The sequence below is a fragment of the Alistipes sp. AM16-43 genome (assembly GCF_003435745.1).
GTDB classification, from domain to species: Bacteria; Bacteroidota; Bacteroidia; order Bacteroidales; family Rikenellaceae; genus Alistipes; species Alistipes onderdonkii.
In genome coordinates this window covers 200611-223368 of record NZ_QTUQ01000001.1, presented here as the reverse complement: position 1 = coordinate 223368, position 22758 = coordinate 200611, and the positions used below count along the sequence as shown (strand labels likewise).

The 22758-nt window shown below is 56.2% G+C and carries 22 protein-coding genes and 1 riboswitch; of the genes, 12 read left to right on the top strand and 10 right to left on the bottom strand.

What is annotated here, in order from left to right; genetic code table 11:
- Positions 1–372: 372 nt before the first annotated feature.
- Both DW189_RS00890 and DW189_RS14330 read left to right on the top strand, forming a co-directional pair.
- The gene (locus DW189_RS00890) at positions 373–954 is read left to right on the top strand and encodes a zeta toxin family protein (RefSeq protein WP_117506544.1); all 582 of its coding nucleotides are present in this window, start codon (positions 373–375) and stop codon (positions 952–954) included.
- Positions 941–1099, top strand: a complete 159-nt coding sequence (locus tag DW189_RS14330; protein WP_022333564.1) for a hypothetical protein — start codon at positions 941–943, stop codon at positions 1097–1099. Before DW189_RS00890 ends, DW189_RS14330 begins: the two co-directional genes overlap by 14 nt.
- 260 nt (positions 1100–1359) lie before the next feature.
- On the opposite strand, the gene DW189_RS00885 is transcribed toward DW189_RS14330, so the two are convergent.
- The 6 genes from DW189_RS00885 to DW189_RS00860 all read right to left on the bottom strand — a co-directional run bounded on the left by DW189_RS00885 (position 1360) and on the right by DW189_RS00860 (position 7423).
- Positions 1360–2430 (bottom strand): saccharopine dehydrogenase family protein, encoded by a 1071-nt coding sequence (locus tag DW189_RS00885; protein WP_117506543.1) that lies wholly within the window; start codon positions 2428–2430, stop codon positions 1360–1362.
- Entirely contained in the window at positions 2427–3131 is a 705-nt protein-coding gene (locus DW189_RS00880; protein WP_117506542.1) for a type 1 glutamine amidotransferase domain-containing protein, read from the bottom strand. Before DW189_RS00880 ends, DW189_RS00885 begins: the two co-directional genes overlap by 4 nt.
- Positions 3132–3477: 346 nt before the next feature.
- Positions 3478–4449: a DMT family transporter gene (locus tag DW189_RS00875; protein WP_117506541.1), complete on the bottom strand. Its 972-nt coding sequence runs from the start codon at positions 4447–4449 to the stop codon at positions 3478–3480.
- 166 nt (positions 4450–4615) lie between these two features.
- Positions 4616–5821: a glycoside hydrolase family 76 protein gene (locus DW189_RS00870; protein ID WP_117506540.1), complete on the bottom strand. Its 1206-nt coding sequence runs from the start codon at positions 5819–5821 to the stop codon at positions 4616–4618.
- Positions 5822–5863: 42 nt separating this feature from the next.
- Positions 5864–6778 (bottom strand): endonuclease/exonuclease/phosphatase family protein, encoded by a 915-nt coding sequence (locus DW189_RS00865; protein ID WP_117506539.1) that lies wholly within the window; start codon positions 6776–6778, stop codon positions 5864–5866.
- A 69-nt stretch (positions 6779–6847) separates the two neighbouring features.
- Positions 6848–7423, bottom strand: coding sequence for a DUF3828 domain-containing protein (locus DW189_RS00860; RefSeq protein ID WP_117506538.1), 576 nt, complete (start codon positions 7421–7423; stop codon positions 6848–6850).
- 473 nt (positions 7424–7896) lie between these two features.
- Here DW189_RS00860 and DW189_RS00855 point away from each other — a divergent pair, with 473 nt between their 5' ends.
- The 6 genes from DW189_RS00855 to nagB all read left to right on the top strand — a co-directional run bounded on the left by DW189_RS00855 (position 7897) and on the right by nagB (position 14842).
- Entirely contained in the window at positions 7897–9006 is a 1110-nt protein-coding gene (locus DW189_RS00855; RefSeq protein WP_022333557.1) for an ROK family protein, read from the top strand.
- Positions 9007–9035: 29 nt separating this feature from the next.
- Positions 9036–10001, top strand: coding sequence for a type I phosphomannose isomerase catalytic subunit (locus DW189_RS00850; protein WP_117506537.1), 966 nt, complete (start codon positions 9036–9038; stop codon positions 9999–10001).
- A gap of 247 nt (positions 10002–10248) precedes the next feature.
- Positions 10249–11352: a phosphotransferase enzyme family protein gene (locus DW189_RS00845; RefSeq protein WP_117506536.1), complete on the top strand. Its 1104-nt coding sequence runs from the start codon at positions 10249–10251 to the stop codon at positions 11350–11352.
- A 53-nt stretch (positions 11353–11405) separates the two neighbouring features.
- Complete coding sequence (locus DW189_RS00840) at positions 11406–12053, top strand: carbohydrate-binding family 9-like protein (protein ID WP_174760559.1); 648 nt, start codon at positions 11406–11408, stop codon at positions 12051–12053.
- Positions 12050–13999 (top strand): 6-phosphogluconolactonase, encoded by a 1950-nt coding sequence (locus DW189_RS00835; protein ID WP_018695309.1) that lies wholly within the window; start codon positions 12050–12052, stop codon positions 13997–13999. Before DW189_RS00840 ends, DW189_RS00835 begins: the two co-directional genes overlap by 4 nt.
- A gap of 51 nt (positions 14000–14050) precedes the next feature.
- Positions 14051–14842, top strand: coding sequence for a glucosamine-6-phosphate deaminase (gene nagB / locus DW189_RS00830; protein WP_117506535.1), 792 nt, complete (start codon positions 14051–14053; stop codon positions 14840–14842).
- A 333-nt stretch (positions 14843–15175) separates the two neighbouring features.
- Here the strand turns inward: nagB and DW189_RS00825 are convergent, their stop codons facing one another.
- Both DW189_RS00825 and DW189_RS00820 read right to left on the bottom strand, forming a co-directional pair.
- On the bottom strand, positions 15176–15991 hold the full coding sequence (locus DW189_RS00825; RefSeq protein WP_181969284.1) for a DUF4465 domain-containing protein: 816 nt from the start codon (positions 15989–15991) through the stop codon (positions 15176–15178).
- Between the two features lie 10 nt (positions 15992–16001).
- On the bottom strand, positions 16002–16715 hold the full coding sequence (locus DW189_RS00820) for a DUF4465 domain-containing protein (RefSeq protein ID WP_117506533.1): 714 nt from the start codon (positions 16713–16715) through the stop codon (positions 16002–16004).
- Positions 16716–16904: 189 nt separating this feature from the next.
- Positions 16905–17102: riboswitch (cobalamin riboswitch) on the bottom strand.
- A gap of 50 nt (positions 17103–17152) precedes the next feature.
- Here DW189_RS00820 and fabD point away from each other — a divergent pair.
- From fabD to DW189_RS00805, 3 genes are all read left to right on the top strand, one after another.
- A complete protein-coding gene (gene fabD / locus DW189_RS00815; protein ID WP_117506532.1) occupies positions 17153–18034 on the top strand; it encodes an ACP S-malonyltransferase in 882 nt (293 codons plus the stop codon).
- 165 nt (positions 18035–18199) lie between these two features.
- A complete protein-coding gene (locus tag DW189_RS00810; RefSeq protein ID WP_022333550.1) occupies positions 18200–19429 on the top strand; it encodes an ROK family transcriptional regulator in 1230 nt (409 codons plus the stop codon).
- The gene (locus tag DW189_RS00805) at positions 19429–19947 is read left to right on the top strand and encodes a GNAT family N-acetyltransferase (protein WP_022333549.1); all 519 of its coding nucleotides are present in this window, start codon (positions 19429–19431) and stop codon (positions 19945–19947) included. Before DW189_RS00810 ends, DW189_RS00805 begins: the two co-directional genes overlap by 1 nt.
- Here DW189_RS00805 and DW189_RS00800 read toward each other — a convergent pair.
- A complete protein-coding gene (locus DW189_RS00800) occupies positions 19942–20406 on the bottom strand; it encodes a hypothetical protein (RefSeq protein WP_022333548.1) in 465 nt (154 codons plus the stop codon). The two genes, DW189_RS00805 and DW189_RS00800, sit on opposite strands and share 6 nt — an antisense overlap.
- Positions 20407–20411: 5 nt before the next feature.
- Complete coding sequence (galK, locus tag DW189_RS00795; RefSeq protein ID WP_022333547.1) at positions 20412–21542, bottom strand: galactokinase; 1131 nt, start codon at positions 21540–21542, stop codon at positions 20412–20414.
- 264 nt (positions 21543–21806) lie between these two features.
- Here galK and DW189_RS00790 point away from each other — a divergent pair, with 264 nt between their 5' ends.
- Complete coding sequence (locus DW189_RS00790; RefSeq protein ID WP_117506531.1) at positions 21807–22571, top strand: glycerophosphodiester phosphodiesterase family protein; 765 nt, start codon at positions 21807–21809, stop codon at positions 22569–22571.
- Positions 22572–22758 lie beyond the last annotated feature (187 nt).

The following is a 22758-nucleotide window of genomic DNA, read 5'->3' as shown; positions in this document are numbered from 1 at the left end:
CTATGATAACTTTTACGGGATGTGCTTGGCTATATCACGCAAACCCGATGAATTTACGCCCGCGATTTATGTATACATGCCTGACGATACAGATAGAGATATACAACTTTTCAGCGCAAAGGGCAGATAACAGTACAGATGCAATGTACATTGACTGAATCCAACGCAGAAATATTGCTCCTTATGCCGAATATCCTTGAATGGGGACACGATAAGATAAACCTATTCGAATTGCATATAAAAAGCGATACGGTTATTATCAACTATACGACAACAGAGGGGAAGCAAAGAGATTTTAAATTCCCGCTGGCTGGGTTTAAGGAGAAATATTTGGAACAATTTATATAAATTATCTATCTTTGCTCATACGATATGCCGAAACTATATATCATAGCGGGTTGTAACGGTGCAGGGAAAACGACTGCATCCTACACCGTATTGCCCGAAATGCTCGGTTGCAAAGAGTTCGTCAATGCCGATGAAATTGCAAAAGGGCTGTCGCCGTTCAATCCCGAAAGCGTGGCAATCGAAGCAGGGCGGCTGATGTTGCAACGTATGGATGACTTACTTGCCGAGGGCGCGGATTTTGCATTTGAAACGACGCTGGCAACTCGTTCCTATGTGAAATTTATCGAACGGGCAGATGCGAAAGGCTACTTTGTAACTCTACTTTATTTTTGGCTACCGACTCCTGAACAAGCTATCGAGCGTGTTGCAACACGCGTGAGCGAGGGCGGCCATAATATCCCGTCGGATGTCATTCGCCGTCGTTATGCGAACGGGATTAGGAATCTTGTAACACTTTACACGCCGATTTGTAATTTCTGGACGATATACGACAATAGTTCGGCGGACGCAGAAATTAAAATCATCGCGTCGGGAGAGAAAAACACAACAATCCAAATAGAAGATACGTTATCCTACAAAACAATTGCAGACTATGAGCGAGATTGAAATAAAACAAATGCAGGAGAAAATCAATGCAGGGATTTTACTTGCCCGAAAGCGTCTGATTGAGAAAACAAAAAAAGAGGACGGCGAATTGGTGGTTGTGCGAGATGGAAAGGTCGTACGCATCAAAGCCAAAGACCTTAAATAATTCTGTCTAATTGAGAAATATATCCTCGGCCATACGGTCGGGGATTTTTTATATAGAAATCAAAGCTACTGAAAATTGCCGAAAACAGACGAACGGCGAGAGGGTGATTCATCTTTAAATCAGTTGGTTACGGACAAAAACTTCGTTTTTGTCCGCGAAGTAGACACAACACTCTCAATGTTGGGGTTCAGGGTTTGAGCCCCTGAGGGGGGGGCAGAAAAGCAGTTGAAAGATACTGCAACAAACAGAAAAAACCTTGGCTAAATCTTTCTTAATCTTTGATTGAGCACATGCACTTCTATGCCCGGTATCGATTCGATAAACCGGCTTCCCAACAACATGGAGGGCGTGTAATATCCGCCCGGGCCGGTATAATCCAGACAATATTGCGCGATCCGGATGCCGACCGTGGCGGTCAGAGCGTAGACATTGGGGGTGGACATCGTCATCTCCAGCTTTTCGCCGTCCGGAGCCTCGGCCTCGCCCCAGAATTGTCCCCGCTCGGCCTCCAGCGCTTTGGCGTCAGGCCCTTTTTTCATCAACCAGCCAGCCAGACGCTTCGTGATCTTCTGCCCGAGCTGGGTATTCAGAATCCCTTTGACCGGGTTGGTCAATCGTATCATATAGATGCTCATTCTCGGCATAGCCATATAGACTGCGCCATCGGGAACTCCGGTAGATATTCCGGAGGTGAAAACATCCCCCCAGGGGATCGTCATTGCCCACTGGGGCTTATTCTGAAACGGGATTTTCCGCATCTGAAAGGCATTCGAAACGACTTTCAGCATACCGCCCTCGCGGATCAACCCGCCTTTGCCGAAACTCTCGATCATGGTGTTGACCGTGCCGATACTCGGATTGGTGCCGAACGAGAGAGCCAGATCGATGCGCGTGGCGACGGGCAGTTTCTCCTTAAGCATCGCCGCCAGACAGTCGGTTGGCACGATGTCGGTTCCGGCACCTGGCAAAATGAGGACGTTTTGCTGCCGCGCCTCTTCATCCAGCGCATGGCATTTCCGGAAGATGTCGATCTCGCCCGTAATGTCGAGGTAGTGGATCTGTTGCGCAAGACATGCTCGCGCCAGCGGCTCCGCCGTGGCGGAAAACGGCCCCGCACAGTTGAGTAGTACGCTTATATCCTGTAAATTGCTTCCGGTATTCCGTACACCGAAAGCCCGGCATTCGAGGCTCAGTTCCGTAGCGATAGGTTTCAGCTTTTCGGCATCTCGCCCGGCGATAATAGGGCGGAGCCTCTGTGCCACAGCCTCGCGCACCATCAGCTCTCCGGCATAGCCGTAGGCCCCGTAGATCATCAACTGGTTATTTTTCATCGGATCTCCCTTTTAGTCAGGTGATTCAATACGACTTTCGCCATTTCCTTGGAGCTGAGCGGATTCTGGCCAGTGATCAGGGTTCCGTCGACAACGACTTTCGAAGTCATCGGAATCCATGCTTTCCGGTAATCGGCACCCCGTTCTTTCAGCACCGCTTCGAGGTCGAAAGGAACAACCTTTTTGCGCCGGGCAAGGGTTTCCTCGAACCAGCTGAATCCGGTGATCTTTTTACCGGCTACCAGCAACTGCCCGTCGGACAGCCCGACGTTCAGCAATCCACATACGCCGTGACAAATCGCCGACACGATTTTGCCGCTTTCAAAATGCATTTTGAGAATTGCCTGCAGGACGGCATTGTCCGGGAAATCGTACATGCTACCATGTCCTCCAGCCAGATAAACACAGTCGAACCGTCGCCCCGCAACTTCATCGAGACTTTGGGCATGATGCAACAGCTCCCGAAATTCGGGGTCGTTCCAATATGCTTTGGACATCTTATCGAGGGTGAACGGCTTCAAACTCTCGGGATCGACCGGTATCTCACCGCCTTTCGGACTCGCGATCGTTATCTTGCAGCCCAGCCCTTTCGCTCGGTGATAGATGTGTGTCAGTTCGCTGAGCCATAATCCGGTGGGTAGAATTGCATTGGCATAGGCTCCGATTCCGGTCGCTACGATCAAAATTTTCGGCATAATCATGGTGGTGGTTTTTGATAGGTAATGCTGCAAAAACTACTCCGTATTGCGATTCGATCTTCTTCCAAATCACCGACCGTTTCGCCCACACCGAAGAGCCTTTTATGGACATATCCGTTGATTTAAAGAATGGCCTTCGGCCCAACATATTCCGCTGCCGTTTCACTTGGCGTATCTCGCGGAGCATTTCGTGAACCATTCGCCGGATTTCGATTATCACTGCACTGTTCTCGCTTTCGTTCATAACCGTCAGGATTACTGACTGCAAAGGTCGGATCGGTCTTTTGCTTCGCAGGATAGATACCGGCACGCATTTTAGGGTATGCGTGGCCCCAAAAGGCAATTCCGGTTATTCCCTGCCCTGGCGGTCAGGGCTGTCGGAACCTTTGCGGCCTGCCTTTTTCAGGGGAAGCCGCGGGAAAAGTTTTCTGAACCGCACTATGTAAGCCGCAACCCGGTTCCCCGCGACGATCAGGCTCACGGCGATGATAATCAACAGGATGCCGCAGCATATCCGCAGCGTGAGGGTCTCCCCAAAGATCATCACCCCGAAGAAGACGGCCGTGACGGGCTCCAGGGCGCCGAGGATTGCCGTCGGCGTCGAACCGATGTACTGGATGGCGCTGGTAGTACACAAAAACGAGATCGCCGTCGGGAAAACGGCCAGTGCGAGCAGGTTCCCCCAAAGGTACCATTTATCGGGCACATGGACTGCCATGCCGAAGTCCAGCCGGACAACGTAAAGCAGCAACCCGAAAAGCAGGACGTAGAACGTCACCTTGAGCGTCGCAACGGATTTCAGCACCGGGCGGTTCACGCCGACGATATAAATTGCGTAGGACAAAGCCGAAACCATCACCAGAACCGTTCCCGTGATATTGAGCGTCGAACCATCGCTGCCTTTGAACAACAGCCCGATACCGGCCAATGCCAGCAAGATGCACAGCGCTGTCTGCGGAGAGAGTTTTTCCCGGAAGCCGAAAGCCATGATCAACGCCACGAAAATAGGATATACGAACAGTAGCGTCGAGGCGATACCGGCGTCCATGTAATTGTAGCTCAAGAACAAGGACAGCGACGAGAGGGCAACCAGCAAACCCAGGAGCACCAGCGGCACGATCTCACGGCGGTGCAGCTTGAAATCCCGGCCGCGCGCCTTGAGCATGGTACCCAACAACGGGATGGCGAAAAGGTACCGGAAGAACAATACCGAATCGGGATCCATCCCCGCCTTGTAGAGCGGAAGGGCAAAGAGCGGATTCATGCCGTACGTGGCGGCGGCGACAGCTCCCAGGAGGTAACCTTTGGCTTTTGTATTCATACGGTCGGATTTTGCGGCAAAAATAGCATTTATTTCGGCTGCAAATGCAGACCGGACAAAATTATCACGCAATCGTTAACCGGTAGCGCACACGTCCCGCACCGGCACATCCCCTCCTACGGGTGAAGCTCCTGAATATTGCCGACCGTTCGATGCGAAACGATCCCTACCGGGGCAAGGCAGCCGGTACGACTTCCCTGCGGATCAAAGCCGCACGGACGAAATATTCGGGGATGCAGGCCTCGTCCAGCAGCCACTTGGGCGTGGCCGATTCGTCTTTCTTCCCCGACCAGTCGTTGTAAAACAACCCGGCGGCATCCCGTGCGTTCCGGCGCGCCCAATCCATCCAGCGGATGAATATATCCACGTATTTCGGATCGCCGTCGAGGTCGTAAAGCGCCTGGTAGCCCCGCAACAACACCAGATAGAACCACGGCAAATCACGGTTCGCGGCCGCGCCGTCCGGCGTCTCCGGCAAATAGAATTTCCGGGCTCCTTCGGCCAGCCGGCGGGCATTGTCCAGATAAACACGATCGCCGGTATACCCATACAACGCGACGGCACCCTGCAGCAGCAACCCCGTATTATAGGAATAGACCGCCTTGTCCAGACGCGCTTCGGGCTGCGTGAGCCAGGAGTTCCAAACGATATCCAGTTCCGGATCGTGCAGGTAGGCATCCATCCAGTCGTAGAAACGGCGCCCGGCAGTCAGGTAATAGGGGTCTCCCGTCGCCCCGTACAGGTTGAGCGCCAGCAGCATCGCCTTACCGTTGGCGCACCCCGGCTTCTGGTTCTCTACCCCTTCGAGCCACGACACGGCGCCGTCGTGGTCGGGGCGCCAGCCGCTCAGGATGAAGGTCATCACCTGCTTGGCTTTTTCCAGGTGCGCGGGATTGCGGGTCACGCCGTAGGCCGCGACGTAGGCCAGGCCGAGCAGCCCGTTGTCGTCGTAATAACGGTCGACCTTGCCCATCCTGACAGGATAGGCCTGATACCCGGCGGGCATGCGCCCGTCGTCGTAATACTGCTCAACAGCCATCACCATCGAATCAACATAGCTGCCGTATTTCACCGGATCAACTTCGGCCAGCGCGACCGCCGAGGTGAACACCCCGTCCATGGGCCACAGGAAGGAAACCTCCTGCGTGCTTTTCGCCCCGTCGTCGAAATAATTTACATCGGGACGGTAGCTATTGGGGTAATATTCCGAAAACAGGCCGTATTCCGGCACCCGGTACATGTCCCACACCTTGCGGAACATCTCTTCGGCAAACGCATAATGCTCCCCCGTTGCGGGGGTCGCTGCCTCCTGACGGCATCCCGACAGGCAACACGCAGCACCGAAGAATGCGGCAAAAAATACATTTTTCATCTTATCGTTACATTTGAATCAGTCCCTGCCGGAACAACCTCCTCAGAATTCGAGCCGCACGACGACCGGGAAATGATCCGACGGCGTCCGCGCCTCATAGCTGTGCAACGACACCTCCTTGGGGAATGCTCCGGACTTGATCTCCTCGTCGCTGCGGGTGGTCTGCGAACGGTAGGTGTCCGTCAGCACCCCGTAATCGTGCACACGCACCGAAGGCGACACGAAAATATGGTCGATACGGCTGTCGGTTTTCAGCGTGGGGTTGAAATTGTTGAACGTCCCGTTCGGGGCATAGCGTCTGGCCGCGGTTTGATACGAATCGGCCAGTATCCCCGAGGTGGTGAAGGTCGTATAGATGGGGTTGTTCTGGTCGACGTTGAAATCGCCCGAGAGGATCACGAACTCCCTGGGGCCGCACATTTCGCGGATCTTCGCGACGACCAGTTTGGCGCTCTCCTCGCGCGCCCGGACACCGACGTGATCCATATGCAGGTTGAAGAACCAGAACCGGCGCCTGGTCTGCCTGTCCAGGAAATGCCCCCATGTGCAAATGCGGGGCAGCGCGGCGTCCCACCCCTTGTTGGGACGGCCGGTAACTTCCGAGAGCCAGAAATGGCCTTCGTCCAGCAACCGGAAACGCTTCTTTTTATAGAATATGGGGGAATATTCGCCTTTGGCCTTGCCGTCGTCGCGCCCCACGCCGATATAGGCATAGTCGGGAAGCTGCGCCAGCATATCGTGCAACTGCCCGTCGAGCACCTCCTGGCTGCCGAAAATATCGAACCCCTGGAATTCGATCAGCCCGCATACCCAGGGGCAGCGGCGTTCCCAGCCGTTGCCTCGTTCGGCGTCGCCTTTATTGGCGTTACGGATATTGTAGGTGGCTACGGTCAGTTCCTGCGCAACGGCAGGGAGCAGCAGCACGGCGAACAGGGCGAGGGTCAGCAATCTTTTCATAGTAATGTTTTCGGGTTAACGGAATAATTATTTCGTTGTGCAAAGATATAAAAACGGGACTGGAATTCCTCAGTCAGGATCGGTGGTATAGCAATCCGGCAGGGAGAGGATGCCGTCGATCCGGTAGCCGTCCTCCCCGTGCCTGAGCAGCAATTCGGCTTTCCGGTATTTCCGGTTGAAATTATCCCACAGCAAGATCCGGTAAACATCCGTCCGAACGGAATCCTTTTCGATACGGAGATTTTCCAGCACACTTTCATCGCAGTCCTGCGCCTCCAGGAACGGATCGTAATCCAGCTCCATTTCCGCATACATCCGCTGCAACCGGCCGAACAACCGCGGGGTCAGGTATCGCCGCAGGATCGCCAGGCCTTCTTCATTATCACCATTCCGCAACCACGCGGCTATGTATTCCGCGTAAAACCGCCGCAGCATCCCCAGGGCGGAATCCGGCATGTTTTCCCCCGCATGCACGCCGTGCACCTTGTCCGCGGAATATCCCGTCCGGACAGCATTGCCGGCCCGTATCATCCCCGCAGGGCAAGGCGGACGGACGGATTCCCGGCTGCTGCTCCGGGCGCTTATTTCCGCGCCGACAGCCAACAGAGCCACCGTGGCTAAGAACATCATTATCTTGATTTTCATAATATTACGATTTAATTCCGGAATACGGCGCCCGGTGCCGCGCGGCTACCCCACATCGAACTCCCTGTGGCCGGGCACTACCGTGCGTAAAGGTAATAAAAACACCCGGAAAACAGCAAGGTTGACAGCCGGAAAAACAGCCGGCAGGCACAAAGGCCCGGATATTCGCGCCCGCAACACAAAAAATCGCACCAGACATGCATACTTTCAGGCCGCAGGCCGCATCGTTCGGTTATTTTTACTATCTTTGCTGGGCTAAATACCGGTACCGAATGCAACCAGTGAACCGAACCTCCGACTCCCAAGGGCAGCCAGTCAGCACGAACCTGTCCGCAACCGGATTCCGGGAGCCGGGGTTCCGCAACCGGGTGCAACCGCAGGATCGGGGAAGGGCTCGCACCGCATGAACCGCACGCACCGCATGGCCGATTCCTGCGCAGAAAAATGCTGAAACCAACAAATAAATAGCAACCATGTACAGATACGACAACCGGGTGGTCATCACTCTCGATGCCGGAGGTACGAACCTCGTGTTCGGAGCCATGCAGGCCAACAAATTCATCGTCGAACCCATCACCATGCCGTCGAATGCGGACGACCTCGACAAATGCCTGGCAACGATGGTCGAAGGCTTCCAGGCCGTGATCGACAAACTGGAGGCCAAACCCGTCGCCATCAGCTTCGCATTCCCGGGCCCGGCCGATTATCCCAACGGCATCATCGGCGGTTACCTGCCCAATTTCCCCTCGTTCCGCGAAGGCGTGGCGCTGGGGCCCTTCCTCGAATACAAATTCGGCATTCCGGTATTCATCAACAACGACGGCGACCTGTTCGCCTATGGCGAAGCACTGGGCGGCGCCCTGCCCGAGGTAAACGCCAAGCTCGAAGCCCTGGGCTGCCCGAAACGCTACAAAAACCTGGTGGGCTACACCTTCGGCACGGGCTTCGGCATCGGTGTGGTGGTCAACAATCAACTCAACCGCGGCGACAACTCGTGTGTCGAGACCTTCTGCCTCAAACACAAGAAGATGCCCGACATCATCGTCGAGGACGGCGTGGCAGTACGCGCCATCAAGCGGGTCTACGGCGAGGTCTCGGGCGACGTAAAACACGCGTTCGAGCCGAAGGACATCTGCGAGATCGCCGACGGCAAACGTCCCGGCGATGTCGAAGCGGCCAAACAGGCCTTCGCCGAGTTGGGCGAGATCGCCGGCGACGCCATGGCAACGGCCGTGACGCTGGTGGACGGGCTCATCGTCATCGGCGGCGGCATCACCGCAGCCCGCAAGTACATCATGCCCAGTCTGCTGAAAGAACTGCGCGGCAAGATGCACACCATCACGGGCGAGGAGTTGAACCGCGTGCAGATGAAGGTCTACGACCTGGACAACGAGGAAGAATTCAAGGAGTTCGCCAAGGGCGACCAGCGTGCGCTGAAGGTTTACGGCACGGATCGTTACGTGGCATACGACCCCCAGAAACGCATCGGAGTCATGATCTCGAAACTCGGGGCGAGCAATGCCATCTCGGTGGGTGCCTACGCATTCGCCCTGAGCCAGCTCGACGCACAGAAACAACAATAATTCTTTACAGCATCAGGGAATAAAAAATTATGTATAAGTTCCAACCCATTCTCAAATCGACAATCTGGGGCGGCGAAAAGATCGTCCCCTACAAGCACATCGCCTCCGACCAGAAGCAGGTCGGCGAAAGCTGGGAACTTTCGGGCGTCAAGGGTAACGAATCGGTCGTAGCGGGAGGCCCCGAGGCGGGCACCACCCTGCCCGGGCTGATCGCACGCCACGGCGCGGCATTGCTCGGCAAGGCCAATGCAGCACGCTTCGGGCAGGAGTTCCCGCTGCTGATCAAGTTCATCGACGCACGGCAGGATCTCTCGATCCAGGTGCACCCGAACGACGCACTGGCATGGGAGCGCCACAAATCGAAAGGCAAGACCGAGATGTGGTACGTCGTGGACGCCGACAAAGGCGCACGCCTGCGCTCGGGATTCGCCAAGCAGGTGACGCCTGCCCAGTACGAAGCCAGCGTCGCGGACAACACCATCACCGACCTGCTCGCCGAATATGAAATACACCCCGGCGACCTCTTTTTCCTGCCGGCCGGACGCGTTCACAGCATCGGAGCCGGGGCGTTTATCGCCGAGATACAGCAGACCTCAGACATCACCTACCGCATCTACGATTTCAACCGCAAGGATGCCGACGGCAACACCCGCGAGCTGCACACCGAACTGGCGAAGGGCGCCATCGACTACACCGTACTGCCCGATTACCGGACGCATTACCAGAAGGCGCAGGATCGCGAAGTGGAACTGGTGTCGTGCCCCTATTTCACCACCTCGCTCTACGACCTGACCGAAGCGCAGACCATCGACTATTCGGCATTGGATTCGTTCGTCGTCGTGATCTGCGTCGAAGGCAAGGGAACACTCTGCGACGACTCGGGCAACGAAATGCCGATCCACCAGGGAGAGACCGTGCTGCTCCCCGCCACGGTAAAATCGCTCCGCGTGATTCCAGGGGGAAACCTGAAAATGCTGACCAGCTACATCAAATAAACAGGCAACACCCGTCGTCGAAAAATCCCCGGCAGCCGATAATTGCCGGGGATTTTATTTTCGGTCAAGCGGCATAGTTGTAAATTCAATGAGCAACAAAACATCCGATCGTAAAAATACTTACTAAAAACCTCATCAAAAGAAAAAAGTTTTATTTTTACGCGATTCCGTTGCAGGACTGCGTTCTTTTTAGTACCTTTGGGGTGTGCAACCGTAATAGCGCGGAAACAGCAGAAAATCGTACGCCATGAAGGAGAATTTAAGAGAGATCGCATCGCATTTCGCCTTGGAAGGCCCCGTCACGGCCATCGACTCACTGGGCGAAGGATTCATCAACGACACATTCATCGTCCGCACCGAAGCAGATGCCCCCGACTACATCCTCCAACGCAAGAACAAGGCCGTTTTCCCCGACGTGCCGGCCATGATGGACAACATCCGCCGGGTCACGGAACACATCCGCCGCGGCGTCATTGCGGCCGGAGGCGACCCGCGGCGCGAGGTGATGACCGTCGTCCCGGCAAAGGACGGGCACCTGTACCACGTCGACGCGGAAGGCGAATACTGGGCCGCGACGGTCTTCATCGACGACACGATAGCTTACAACAAGGCCGACTCCCCGGAGCTGGCCCGCAAGGGCGGCGAAGGCATCGGGAAATTCCAGTCCCAGCTGGACGATTTCACCGAACCGCTGGCGGAGACGATCAAAGGGTTCCATAACATCCGCCACCGTTTCGGACAATGGGACGCCGCCCTGGCCCGCGATGCCGCAGGGCGCAGAATACACCTCGCGGAGGAGATCGGCTGGATCGAGTCGCGGCGCGCCGAGATGCTCTCTTTCTGGTCGAAGGTCAAGGACGGTACGATCCCTACGCGCGTGACGCACAACGACACGAAGATCAACAACATCCTGTTCGACAAACAGGGCGAGGTGCTCTGCGCCATCGACCTCGACACGGTGATGGCCTCCACGTCGCTCAACGATTTCGGCGACGCGATCCGCTCTTACGCCAACACGGGCGACGAGGACGACCGCGACCTGTCGCGCGTCGGCATTTCGCCCGAAATGTTCAGCGCCTACACCGACGGATACCTCTCGCAACGTGCGGCGCAGCTCACCGAGACGGAAATCGGCCACCTGGCTTTCTCGGCACGGTATATCACGTTCGAACAGGTATTGCGCTTCCTGATGGACTACATCGACGGCGACACCTATTACAAGATAAAATACCCCGACCACAACCTCGTACGCACCCACGCCCAGTACCGCCTGCTGCAAAGCATGGAGGAACACTACGGCGAAATGTGCCGCATCGTGGACGGGATCGCGGCGAAATACCGCAACGCATAAAAACGCATAAACCGGAAAAGACGATGCAGCAAAAGAGGGAGGGGAAAACAATCATGGAGATACGGAAAATAACAGGCGTCGTCCCGGCCGACAAACGGGCCGTCGAGACCGCTTTCGGCAGCATCGAACCGCAGCCGGTAGCTTGCTGCAACTGGCCGGAGCAATATCCCTATGCACCGGAGGTTTCGTTCCGCATGTTCCACACGGGCGCCTATCTGATGCTGCGCTTCGACGTCAGGGAACAATGGACGATGGCCCGCGTCACGGAGGATAACGGGGAAGTTTGGACTGATTCGTGCGTGGAGTTCTTCATCGCCCCCGACGACAGCGGCTACTACTACAATTTCGAATGCACCTGCATCGGGCGTCTGCTCGCGGGGTTCCGCAGAGAGCGCGAACACGCCACACATGCCACGCCCCGGGTCATGGAAAGCATCCTGCGCAACCCGAGCCTCGGGCCGCGCCCCTTCCCCGAACACGAGGGCGACAACCGCTGGTCGGTAGTGCTGGCCATCCCGCCGCAGGCGTTGTTCATGCACTCGCTGACGGACTGGAGCGGACTGAAGGCGAAGGTGAACCTCTACAAATGCGGGGACAAACTCTCGCAGCCCCATTTCCTGTCGTGGAAGCCGATCGCGGCTCCGAAGCCCGACTTCCACCTGCCGGAATTTTTCGAACAAATTAAATTTTCAAAGATATGAACAACAAATATTCACTTCCCAAAGACGGGGGCCTGATCGAAGTATCGGCTCCGCGCGACATCATCCACCGTTACGAAAAGATCCACACGACGGTTTATGAAAACGAGTACCTGGGCGTGCAATACGTCGCCGACACCATCGTGAAGGCAATCCGCACGTATAACGAAATCCACTGCTCGAACGAGGTTTACGAGGAGTCGCAGCCGTTTGTGCTGGGGCTCACGACCGGGCGCACCCCGCTCGGGCTGTACCGCGAACTGGTCAAACGCCACGAGGAGGGGATCGTCAGCTTCCGCAACGTGGCGGTATTCAGCCTCGACGAGTTCTACCCGATCCGCTCGACCGAACAGCAGAGCCGCAATTTCCGCATCCACGAGGATTTCCTCAACCATATCGACATCCTGCCCGAAAATATCCACATCCCCGACGGCACGGTACCCGAAGCCAGGATTTCCGAATACTGCGCATCGTACGACCACTCGGTGCGCAAGATCGACCTGATGATCATCGGCGTCGGCGAGGACGGGCAGATCGGCTTCAACGAACCGGGATCGTATGCCAAATCGCGCACGCGGCTGGTTCAGCTGACCCACAACACGCGCAAAATCCAGTCCGGGGCGTTCTTCGGCCTGGAAAACACGCCGAAGATGGCCATCACGATGGGTATCGACACGATCATGCGCGCCGAGAAGATCATCCTGATGGCGTGGGGCGAGGAGAAAGCCAAGATCGTCCAGAAGGTCGTCGAAGGCGAAGTCACCAGCCAGGTGCCTGCCTCGAACCTGCAGATGCACCCCAATATCGAGGTGGTGATCGACGAAAATGCCGCACAGATGCTTACGCGCGAGCAGACACCGTGGCTGGTAGGCCCCTGCAAATGGACGCCCAAGTTCACGCGCAAGGCCGTAGTATGGCTGTGCGGCGTGGTACAGAAGCCGATCCTGAAACTCACCTACAAGGATTATATCGAAAACTCGCTGGGCGAGCTGCTCGAACAGGGACGCGCCTACGACCAGATCAACATCGACGTGTTCAACGACCTGCAGCACACCATCACGGGCTGGCCGGGCGGCAAGCCCAACGCCGACGATTCGACACGCCCCGTACCGTCGGAACCGTTCCCCAAGCGCGTGGTGGTATTCTCGCCCCACCCCGACGACGACGTCATCTCGATGGGCGGTACCTTTATCCGCCTCGTGCAGCAGGGACACGACGTACACGTAGCCTACGAAACTTCGGGCAACGTGGCCGTACACGACGACGTCGTGCTGCAGAACATCGACACGGCCCGCGAACTGGGCTTCGGAGACCACTACGCCGAGGTCGAGAAGATCATCGCCGGCAAGAAGAAGGGCGAACCCGAACCGCGTCCGCTGCTCGACCTCAAGGGTGCCATCCGCCGCGCCGAAGCACGCGCCGCCGTCCGCTCGTTCGGCCTGAACCCCGACACGAACGCCCACTTCCTCAACCTGCCGTTCTACGAAACGGGCGGCATCAAGAAGGGACAGCTTACGGAGAAGGACATCGACATCATCGTCAAGCTGCTGCGCGAGGTGAAACCCCACCAGATTTATGCCGCAGGCGACCTGGCCGACCCGCACGGGACACACCGCACGGCCATGGAGGCCGTACTCGGCGCCCTGGACGTAGTCAGGGACGACGAATGGCTCAAGGAATGCCACCTGTGGCTCTACCGCGGTGCATGGATGGAATGGGATCTGGGCATGGTCGACATGGCGGTGCCGCTGTCGCCCGACGAGCTGATCATGAAGCGCCACGCCATCTACCGCCACCTCTCGCAGAAGGACATCATGCCCTTCCCGGGCAGCGACCCGCGCGAGTTCTGGCAGCGCGCCGAAGAGCGTACGCAGAACACGGCGCAGCTTTACGACAAGCTCGGCATGGCCGAATACCAGGCGATCGAGGTGTTCGTCAAGATGTTCTGACGCCCCGTCCGAATGAAGAATGAACAGACAAACCGATAAACCGAAAAATTTATGCGACTCATTATCGAAGACACACAGGAAAATGCCAGCCGTTGGGCGGCGCATTACATCGTCGGGCAGATCAACAAGAAGCAGGCTGCCGGAGGCACGTTCGTGCTGGGCCTGCCGACGGGTTCAACCCCTCTGACGACGTACAAGGAGCTGATCGCCCTGAACAAAGCCGGGAAAGTATCGTTCAAGGATGTCGTCACGTTCAACATGGACGAATACGTCGGGCTCCCGGAAGAGCATCCCGAAAGCTACCATTCGTTCATGTGGAACACCTTTTTCAACCACGTTGACATCACCCCGACCAATGTCAACATCCTCAACGGCAACGCCCCCGACCTGCAGAAGGAATGCGACGAATACGAGGAGAAAATCCGCCGCGCAGGGGGCATCGACCTCTTCCTGGGCGGTATCGGCGAAGACGGGCACCTGGCCTTCAACGAACCGTTCTCGTCGCTCAACTCGCGCACCCGCGTCAAGACGCTGACCTACGACACGCTGGTCGTGAACTCGCGTTTCTTCGACAACGACGTGAACAAGGTACCCAAGCAGGCCATGTCGGTAGGCGTAGCCACCGTGCTCGATGCGAAACAGGTATTGATCCTCGCCCTCGGGCATAAGAAAGCCCGTGCCCTGCAGCAGTGTGTGGAAGGCCCTTACTCGCACGTCTGCACGATCTCGGCCATGCAGGTACACCCCCACGGGATCGTCGTATGCGACGAACCCGCGACCGCGGAACTGAAGGTCGGCACCTACCGTTATTTCAAGGACATCGAAAAAGACAACCTGATCTGAATCCGGACTGACTCTGAATAACGAATCCCCGCGGGCATCGGCCTGCGGGGATTTTTTTCGGTTCCCGACGGCGGCCCCGGCCTGCTGCTGCTATTGCGCCGGACGTCCCCCGGCAAGCCCGGCCGACAAGCACCCGGACAGCAAGCACCGATCCGGTAACAGCCCACCGAACAACAGTTCCGGCCGGCAACCGCCCGGTCAGCAAACACCCGTCCGGCAACCGCCCCGGCCGAAATCAGACACCGGCGAAGCGGCAAAAAATTCCCCGCACGGCAGGCAGGCCGTACGGGGAATTGCCAGAGCCATACTAATCTCCAAATAGCCGGGCCCAAATTACATGGCATCGGGTTTCAGCAACCCGATCTCGTCGACACAGAAATAGGTCGGATCTGCCAGATAGTCGCAGACCGCCTTGAATACCAGCTTGTCCACCGCACCCAGCGACGACAGGTCGACTTTGCGCCATCCGCTCAGCTTCGATTTCCCGGCGACGAGCGTTTCCGTGATGCTCCCCTTTTCCACACCGCCGAGCGACCCCGTGATCTTCACCTGGAAACTGTCGGTATCCGCCCCCGTGAAATAATTGTATACCCAGGTCGAATTGGCGATGTATAGGTGGGCGACGATGCGCGGCTCCACCAGGTCGATGGTCGGATAACCCGACTCACTCAGGTATTCGGGATACATTTCCGTCGGCGAGTTGGAATCGTAAAATACGGCATAGGTTTCCGTACCGTTGGCACCGCCGTCCGCCCACACGGAGAACTGCTGCTTGCTGGAGGGAGCGGCCGCATTCCGGTCGGGCATCCGCGAAAGCCCGATGCCGCCCCACCCGTCGTATAGCGATGAATAATAGGCGTTGAAAACCAGATTCTGGTCTGCCGTCGAAAAGAGCATGCCGTCGAAATCCGCACCCACAGCGTATTGCTTCGCACAAAAAGCGTTCGCATAGGTATAATCCCCCATTCCCATCAGGGACATCGTAACGGGGCCGAGCTTCACGTCGTCGCCGGTCATGGCGTCGAGCAGATGTTCGGAGGCCTCGAATGATACTACTTCGCCGTCAAAGGGTTTCTCGCACGGGCCGTCGTCGTCCGAGCAGGCTACAAAGGCAAATGCAGCCGCAATAATCCAAAAAATATTTTTCATCTCAAAATAGTTATTCGGTATAAGCGAAATCATCAATACAGAAATAAGTCGGCGCCATCACATCATCGCACTCAACAGAGAAAACAATTTTGGTCACGGCTCCCAATTTATCCAGCCCTACGTTCTTCCAATCAGCTACGACCTTGTTGTCCGATGCCAACGGCACCTCAATCATCCCCGTTTCGGTTTCACCGTTGAAACCGATAATCGCAACACTGAAGTCGCTGTATTTAGTATCGGTGAGGTAAAGATATGTCCACGTATTATTGGCAATACGAAGCGACACGGGAGTAATAACCGTCGAAAACTCGATGGCCGGGCTGAACGAATAACCCGGGCCCATACCTTTCATATCGTATGCAACGGCGAACTTGTTCTGGCCGTCATCAGCCGTCGTATAAACGCTGAACTGGTTATCCGTCCCGAAAGTCGTTTTGTCATGACAGGCAGACATCGCGAATTTGCACCACGTGTCCCAGACACCGCCGAAATCCGAGAAATAAGAGAGGAACGAAGCAGTTCCTTCTTTGTAAATCACGCCTTCGAACTCCAACGAGCCGTCTACATCCGTTGCCAGAGTTTTACCCCACAGGTATCCGTCGGCACCAAGTTCCACCTCACTGAAAGATATTGTTTCGAGCTGGGGGGGGGTCGGCATCTTGTCGTCGTCCGAGCAGGCGGCTAAAGCCGAAGCCGCAAAGGCTAAAAGGAGAAGTTTTTTCATCTTTCGTTTGTTTTATGTGCATAAAATAAAAAAATCCGGTTCCGAACCCCGGGAATCGAATCCACCATTTTACGCAACCGGACTGCACATATATATAATATGCCTGTCCTCACAACAAACGTCCGGCACTGCCGTGCCTCCGTCCGAAGCGCTCCGTTCTCCGCAGAGCCAGCCCGAAAATAAGGATCCTCCCACCGGGAGATGCAAGGCAGGTCTTCTGGCTCGTTCCAGCCGCAACGCCTTCCCGGCCGAAGCCAGTGGCTAAAGAGTGTGCGGCAATAGACGGAACTTACAGCAGCGGGAACTGCTGCCGAATTTCACGGCATTCCCATTTAATCACACGGGGCCTTGCCCGGCCCTTTGTGAACCATTGCGGTGCAAAGTTAAAAAATAAATTCGTATCTTTGCCGGCGCTAACAAAAATTCAGCAAAAAATTATGAAGCACGCATACGTATTTCCCGGACAGGGTGCACAGGCGGTCGGTATGGGCAAAGACCTCTACGACAACGTCCCCGAAGCAAAGGAACTTTTCGAAAAAGCCAACGAAATCCTCGGTTTCCGTATCACGGACATCATGTTCGCCGGCACAGACGACGAACTCAAGCAAACCAAAGTGACGCAGCCCGCCGTATTCCTTCACTCGGTAATCATGGCCAAGGCGCTCGGCGTGAAACCCGACGCTGCCGCAGGACACTCGCTGGGTGAGTTCTCGGCCCTGGTCGTGGCCGGTGCCCTCTCGTTCGAAGACGGCCTGAAGCTCGTCTCGAAGCGTGCCATGGCCATGCAGGCCGCCTGCGAGGCACAGCCCGGTACGATGGCCGCCATCCTCGGCCTGGAAGACCACGTAGTCGAAGAAATCTGCGCATCGGTCGACGGCATCGTCGTAGCGGCCAATTACAACTGCCCCGGCCAGCTCGTGATCTCGGGTGCCGTGGAAGCCGTCGACGCAGCCTGCGAAAAAGCCAAGGCCGCCGGTGCGCGCCGCGCCCTGCGCCTGCCCGTAGGCGGCGCATTCCACTCGCCGCTGATGGAGCCTGCCAAGCAGGAACTGGAAAAGGCGATCAGCGAGGCTCCGTTCCAGACACCCGTATGCCCGATCTACCAGAATGTCGACGCGAAGCCCTACACGGATCCCGCCCAGATCAAGGCCAACCTGATCGCACAGCTGACCGCCCCGGTACGCTGGACATACATCGTAAAGAACATGCTCGCCGACGGCGTGACGGAATTCACCGAGCTCGGCCCCGGCACCGTATTGCAGGGCCTTATCAGGAAGGTAAACCCCGAAGCCGTCGTAGAATCGAAATCGGCATTATAGTCTAAAAAGCCGCAAAACAAAAAGGAACGGACTGAAAATCAGTCCGTTCCTTTTATTTTAATGTGTTTTGAAACAAAATTTATTAAATTTTATTAAAAACATGTTGCGTTTTTTAAATATACTTATTATATTTGCAAAGGTTTAGTTAAAAATGAGACAGGACGGATGACATCACTCACCGAATTTTTCAACAAACACGAAGACGATGCCCTGAAGGGTATTTCGCACAAGAACAGTATCATCAAGCGCAACATCATCGCCTACATGGCGGTGAACGGCGAATGTACGCTCTCGGAACTGACCAAAGAGCTGCATATCAGCGTCCCGACCATTACCAAGCTGGTGCAGGAACTGGTCGATGAGAACATCGTAACGGATCTGGGCAAGGTGGAGACCCCGGGCGGACGCAGGCCGAACATATTCGGCCTGGCCAATTCGGCAATCTATTTCGCAGGCATCAACGTCGGGCGCGACAACATGACGTTCCTGATCACCGACCTGCAGAACAACATCATCAAGGAGGAATACGACTACACCTTCGAGTTGCAGGATCGCCCGCAGTGTTTCGAGCGCATCTGTTCCAACATAGAGAACTTCATCGCCACCTGCGGCATCGACCGGGGCAAGATCCTCGGGCTGGGCGTCTGCATGACGGGGCGCGTGAATCCCGACACGGGCCGCAGCTACAAATATTTCACCTCCAGCGAACAGTCGCTGCGCGAAGTGCTCGAAGAGCGCGTCGGGCTGCGCGTGCTGCTCGAAAACGACACCCGCGCCCGCTGCTATGCGGAGTACACGTGCGGCAAGTCGAAGGATGAGAGCAACGTGCTCTACCTGCACATGGGGCGCGGCGTGGCAATCGGAATCGTTGTGGACGGGCAGCTCTACTACGGGAAAAGCGGGTTCGCCGGTGAATTCGGACACATCCCGTTTTTCGACAACGAGATCATCTGCTCGTGCGGCAAAAAGGGCTGCCTCGAAACCGAGGTTTCGGGTATCGCCATCGAGGACAAGATGTGCCACCTGATCGAGAAAGGCGTCAATACGATCCTCAAGGAGAAGTACGACCAGCAGAAGAGCATCCATATCGACGACATCATCGCCGCGGCGAAGAACGACGACAACCTCTCGATCGAGCTGATCGAGGAGGCCGGCGAAAAAGTCGGCAAGGCCGTGGCCTTCCTCATCAACACGTTCAACCCCGAGACGGTCATCGTCGGCGGCAACATGGCCGCCGCAGGCGACTACATCATGCTCCCCCTCAAGTCTGCAACCAACAAATATTCGCTCAACCTCGTATACAAGGACACCAAATTCCGCGTATCGAAGATGACCGAGAACGCGAACGCATGGGGTGTGGCAATGCTCATCCGCAACAAGATCATCGGCATCTGATGAACCTCGAAGGCCGGACAACGCGGCTGCGAGCCCTCGAACCGGGAGACATCGAGCTGATGTACGCCTGGGAAAACGACACCCAGATATGGGGCGTCAGCGGTACGCTGGCGCCTTTTTCCCGCCATACGTTGGAACGGTTCATCGAAGGGCAGCAATTCGACATTTTCCAAACCCGCCAGCAGCGGCTTATCATCGAAACCCCGGAAGGCCTCCCCGTCGGGGCGCTCGACCTGTTCGACCTGGATCCGGTGAATCTCCGTGCGGGCGTCGGCATCCTGATCCACGATACGGCACAACGCGGCAAAGGCTATGCCGCCGATGCGGTGGAGACCGTATGCAGCTATGCCCGCGACATGCTGCACCTGCACCAGTTATGGTGCAGCGTCGAAGCCGGAAATGCGGCGAGCCTCGCACTTTTCCGCAACGCCGGGTTTTCAGAAACGGGGGTCAGGAAGGAGTGGCTGCGGCTTGCCGACGGATTCCACGACGAGGTTTTCCTGCAAAAAATATTATGACCTGCGCCGGTTCCTGCGGCACCACAAAACAAATCCGCCGCCGATAAACACCAACAGCTCCGGAAAATGCTCCGAAGCCAGTCCCCGGCTGCCGATGTGCCAAATACGCATTTTCTCAACCGTAGAGACAGGCACTACCCTGCCCGAAGAGGTAGCGTACACCCGGATCGTATCCCCGATGGCATAACGTGAATACGCATCGTATCCGACACGCATATCCGCATTGCGGATTTCAGGATACAACGTCCCGTACAGCCGATAGGTATGCACCTGGGAACGCCAACGCTTCGGTTCGGTATTACGGTGGTAAATTTTAAAATCGGCCGGATCGCAAAGATCCAGCCGATTGTACAAAAAGGTATCGCGCGCGCACAGGAAAACTCCCCGCAGGACATACGCCGCAATAAGAAGTACGAATCCTGTCCACACGGGATGCAGAAACCTGCGAAACTTTTCCATAACGATTATTCCAGACGGCGCGAACCGTCAGAAATCACGACCTCGTACACCTTGGGTTCATGGCCGTACTTCTCGTTGAACCTCTTTTTCGCCGTGGCGATGAAGTTGTCGTAAAGTTCGTCCTTCACCAGGTTGATCGTACAGCCGCCGAAGCCGCCGCCCATGATGCGCGAACCCGTCACACCGCACTCCTCGGCAACCTCGGCCAGGAAATCCAGTTCCTCGCACGACACTTCGTAATCCTTCGACATGCCCCAATGGGTTTCGTACATCCGCTTGCCGACCGTCTCGTAGTCGCCCTTTTCGAGCGCATCGCAGACATCGAGCACACGTTTCTCCTCGCCGATCACGTAGCGGGCACGCTTGTAGTCCTCGTCCGAGATCTTATCCTTGATGGCATCGAGCTGCTCCATCGTAGCGCCGCGCAGGAACTCCTGCCCGAGCATCTTGGCCACCCGCTCGCACGAAGCCCGGCGGTCGTTGTAGGGCGAACCCACCAGCTCGTGCTTCACGCGCGAATCGAGCAGGACGAGTTTGTAACCCTTGGGGTCGAACGGGAAATAGGCATACTCCAGCGAACGGCAGTCCAGGCGGATCAGGTTGCCCTTCTTGCCGAAAACCGAAGCGAACTGATCCATGATGCCGCAGTTCACGCCGCAATAGTTATGCTCGGTGGACTGGCCGATCTTAGCCAGTTCGAATTTGTCGATGCCCAGCGAATAGAGGTCGTTCAGCGCAAAGGCGTAGGTCGACTCCAGCGCTGCCGACGACGACATGCCGGCACCCAGGGGCACGTCGCCCGCAAATACTGTATCGAAACCGCCGATCTTACCGCCCCGCTTCTGAATCTCGCGGCATACGCCGAAGATATAGCAAGCCCAGCTTTGGGCGGGTTTATCGGCTTCGTTCAGCCCGAACTCCGCGCTTTCACCCAAGTCGAGCGCATAGGCCCGCACCTTGTCCGTGCCGTTGAGTTTGATGGCCGCCACGATTCCTTTGTCAACCGCCCCCGGGAAAACGAAGCCCCCGTTGTAATCGGTATGTTCCCCGATCAGGTTGATACGCCCCGGCGAGGCGAACAGGATAGCCCCGGAGCCGTAAATCTCCTGGAACTTTTTGCTGACTTTTTCTTTCATGGTCTATTCTGGTTTTAAGTTAAGGATTCCATTTCCACATCATACGAAGATAGGAAAAAATCCCGAAACTCCGATATATTTCGCCGGGAAATCGTACATATCGTTCCGCTCCGTGTTTCGTTTCAAAATCACAAACCCTTCCCGTATGATGACATCATCCTGAAAAAACACCTTTTGCACCCCACGGGGCTTGTTATTCCGGAAATGTTTACTAACTTTGTTGAAGTTTCGATTTATAAGCACTCAACCAACATTTCAAACGATATGACAAAAAAGCTCATCTTCGCCGCCGCCCTGCTCTTCGCAGGAACTGCCGCGGCTTTCGCTCAGCCCAAAGTTATCGCGCACCGCGGCTACTGGACGGCGCCCAATTCGGCGCAGAACTCCCTGGCTTCGTTCTCCAAAGCCGATTCGGTCGGGGCCTTCGGCTCGGAAATGGACGTATGGCTGACTGCCGACGACAAGCTGATCGTAAACCACGACCGTATATACAAAGGTACCGAGATCGACATGGAGAAAAGCACGCTGAAGGAGATCACCTCGATCGTGCTTCCCAACGGCGAGAACATCCCGACGCTGGACGCCTATCTGCGCCTGGTGGCCGGCAAACCCGACACCCGGCTGGTGCTGGAAATGAAATCGCTCTCCGACCTTCGGCGCGAAGACCTCGCGGCCGAGAAGATCGTCAAGGCGTTGCGCAAGTACAACCTGCTCGACCGCACCGACATCATCGCCTTCTCGATCAATGCCTGCCTGGCGTTCAAGAAACTGCTGCCCGACGGGCGTATCTTCTACCTGAACGGAGACCTCTCCCCGCGCAGCATCAAGGGGCTCGGCCTCACCGGCATCGACTACTCGATGCGCGTGCTGCGCAAGCACCCCGAATGGGTGGAACAGGCAAAAAAGCTGGGACTGGAGGTGAACGTATGGACGGTCGACGAGGAAGAGGACATGCGCTATTTCATCGACCTGGGCGTGGACTACATCACGACGGATTACCCCGAGCGGTTGCAGGCCTTGCTGAAATAACAGCGGCAATATAAATGGCTTGCCGTTTAATTCAAGCCGTCCGATTATTATAGGCAGTCCGGATTTCCGGGCTGCTTTTCTGTTACAGCCTGTCTATCGGCGGCCATATCCGTCCAAGACACTGAGCGCTTGCTGCTGCGCAATGAAATTCACCTAAATATTACACTGACTTCCGTAAAAACAAGTA

Coding starts and splice junctions, on each gene's coding strand:
- DW189_RS00880 (WP_117506542.1), bottom strand. CDS start 3,131: ATGATTATGCCGAAAATTTTGATCGTAGCGACCGGAATCGGAGCCTAT.
- DW189_RS00840 (WP_174760559.1), top strand. CDS start 11,406: ATGGAGATACGGAAAATAACAGGCGTCGTCCCGGCCGACAAACGGGCC.
- DW189_RS00850 (WP_117506537.1), top strand. CDS start 9,036: ATGTATAAGTTCCAACCCATTCTCAAATCGACAATCTGGGGCGGCGAA.
- DW189_RS00845 (WP_117506536.1), top strand. CDS start 10,249: ATGAAGGAGAATTTAAGAGAGATCGCATCGCATTTCGCCTTGGAAGGC.
- DW189_RS00835 (WP_018695309.1), top strand. CDS start 12,050: ATGAACAACAAATATTCACTTCCCAAAGACGGGGGCCTGATCGAAGTA.
- fabD (WP_117506532.1), top strand. CDS start 17,153: ATGAAGCACGCATACGTATTTCCCGGACAGGGTGCACAGGCGGTCGGT.
- nagB (WP_117506535.1), top strand. CDS start 14,051: ATGCGACTCATTATCGAAGACACACAGGAAAATGCCAGCCGTTGGGCG.
- DW189_RS00790 (WP_117506531.1), top strand. CDS start 21,807: ATGACAAAAAAGCTCATCTTCGCCGCCGCCCTGCTCTTCGCAGGAACT.
- galK (WP_022333547.1), bottom strand. CDS start 21,542: ATGAAAGAAAAAGTCAGCAAAAAGTTCCAGGAGATTTACGGCTCCGGG.
- DW189_RS00860 (WP_117506538.1), bottom strand. CDS start 7,423: ATGAAAATCAAGATAATGATGTTCTTAGCCACGGTGGCTCTGTTGGCT.
- DW189_RS00825 (WP_181969284.1), bottom strand. CDS start 15,991: ATGAAAAATATTTTTTGGATTATTGCGGCTGCATTTGCCTTTGTAGCC.
- DW189_RS00870 (WP_117506540.1), bottom strand. CDS start 5,821: ATGAAAAATGTATTTTTTGCCGCATTCTTCGGTGCTGCGTGTTGCCTG.
- DW189_RS00810 (WP_022333550.1), top strand. CDS start 18,200: ATGACATCACTCACCGAATTTTTCAACAAACACGAAGACGATGCCCTG.
- DW189_RS00855 (WP_022333557.1), top strand. CDS start 7,897: ATGTACAGATACGACAACCGGGTGGTCATCACTCTCGATGCCGGAGGT.
- DW189_RS00820 (WP_117506533.1), bottom strand. CDS start 16,715: ATGAAAAAACTTCTCCTTTTAGCCTTTGCGGCTTCGGCTTTAGCCGCC.
- DW189_RS00885 (WP_117506543.1), bottom strand. CDS start 2,430: ATGAAAAATAACCAGTTGATGATCTACGGGGCCTACGGCTATGCCGGA.
- DW189_RS00865 (WP_117506539.1), bottom strand. CDS start 6,778: ATGAAAAGATTGCTGACCCTCGCCCTGTTCGCCGTGCTGCTGCTCCCT.
- DW189_RS00800 (WP_022333548.1), bottom strand. CDS start 20,406: ATGGAAAAGTTTCGCAGGTTTCTGCATCCCGTGTGGACAGGATTCGTA.
- DW189_RS00875 (WP_117506541.1), bottom strand. CDS start 4,449: ATGAATACAAAAGCCAAAGGTTACCTCCTGGGAGCTGTCGCCGCCGCC.
- DW189_RS00890 (WP_117506544.1), top strand. CDS start 373: ATGCCGAAACTATATATCATAGCGGGTTGTAACGGTGCAGGGAAAACG.
- DW189_RS14330 (WP_022333564.1), top strand. CDS start 941: ATGAGCGAGATTGAAATAAAACAAATGCAGGAGAAAATCAATGCAGGG.
- DW189_RS00805 (WP_022333549.1), top strand. CDS start 19,429: ATGAACCTCGAAGGCCGGACAACGCGGCTGCGAGCCCTCGAACCGGGA.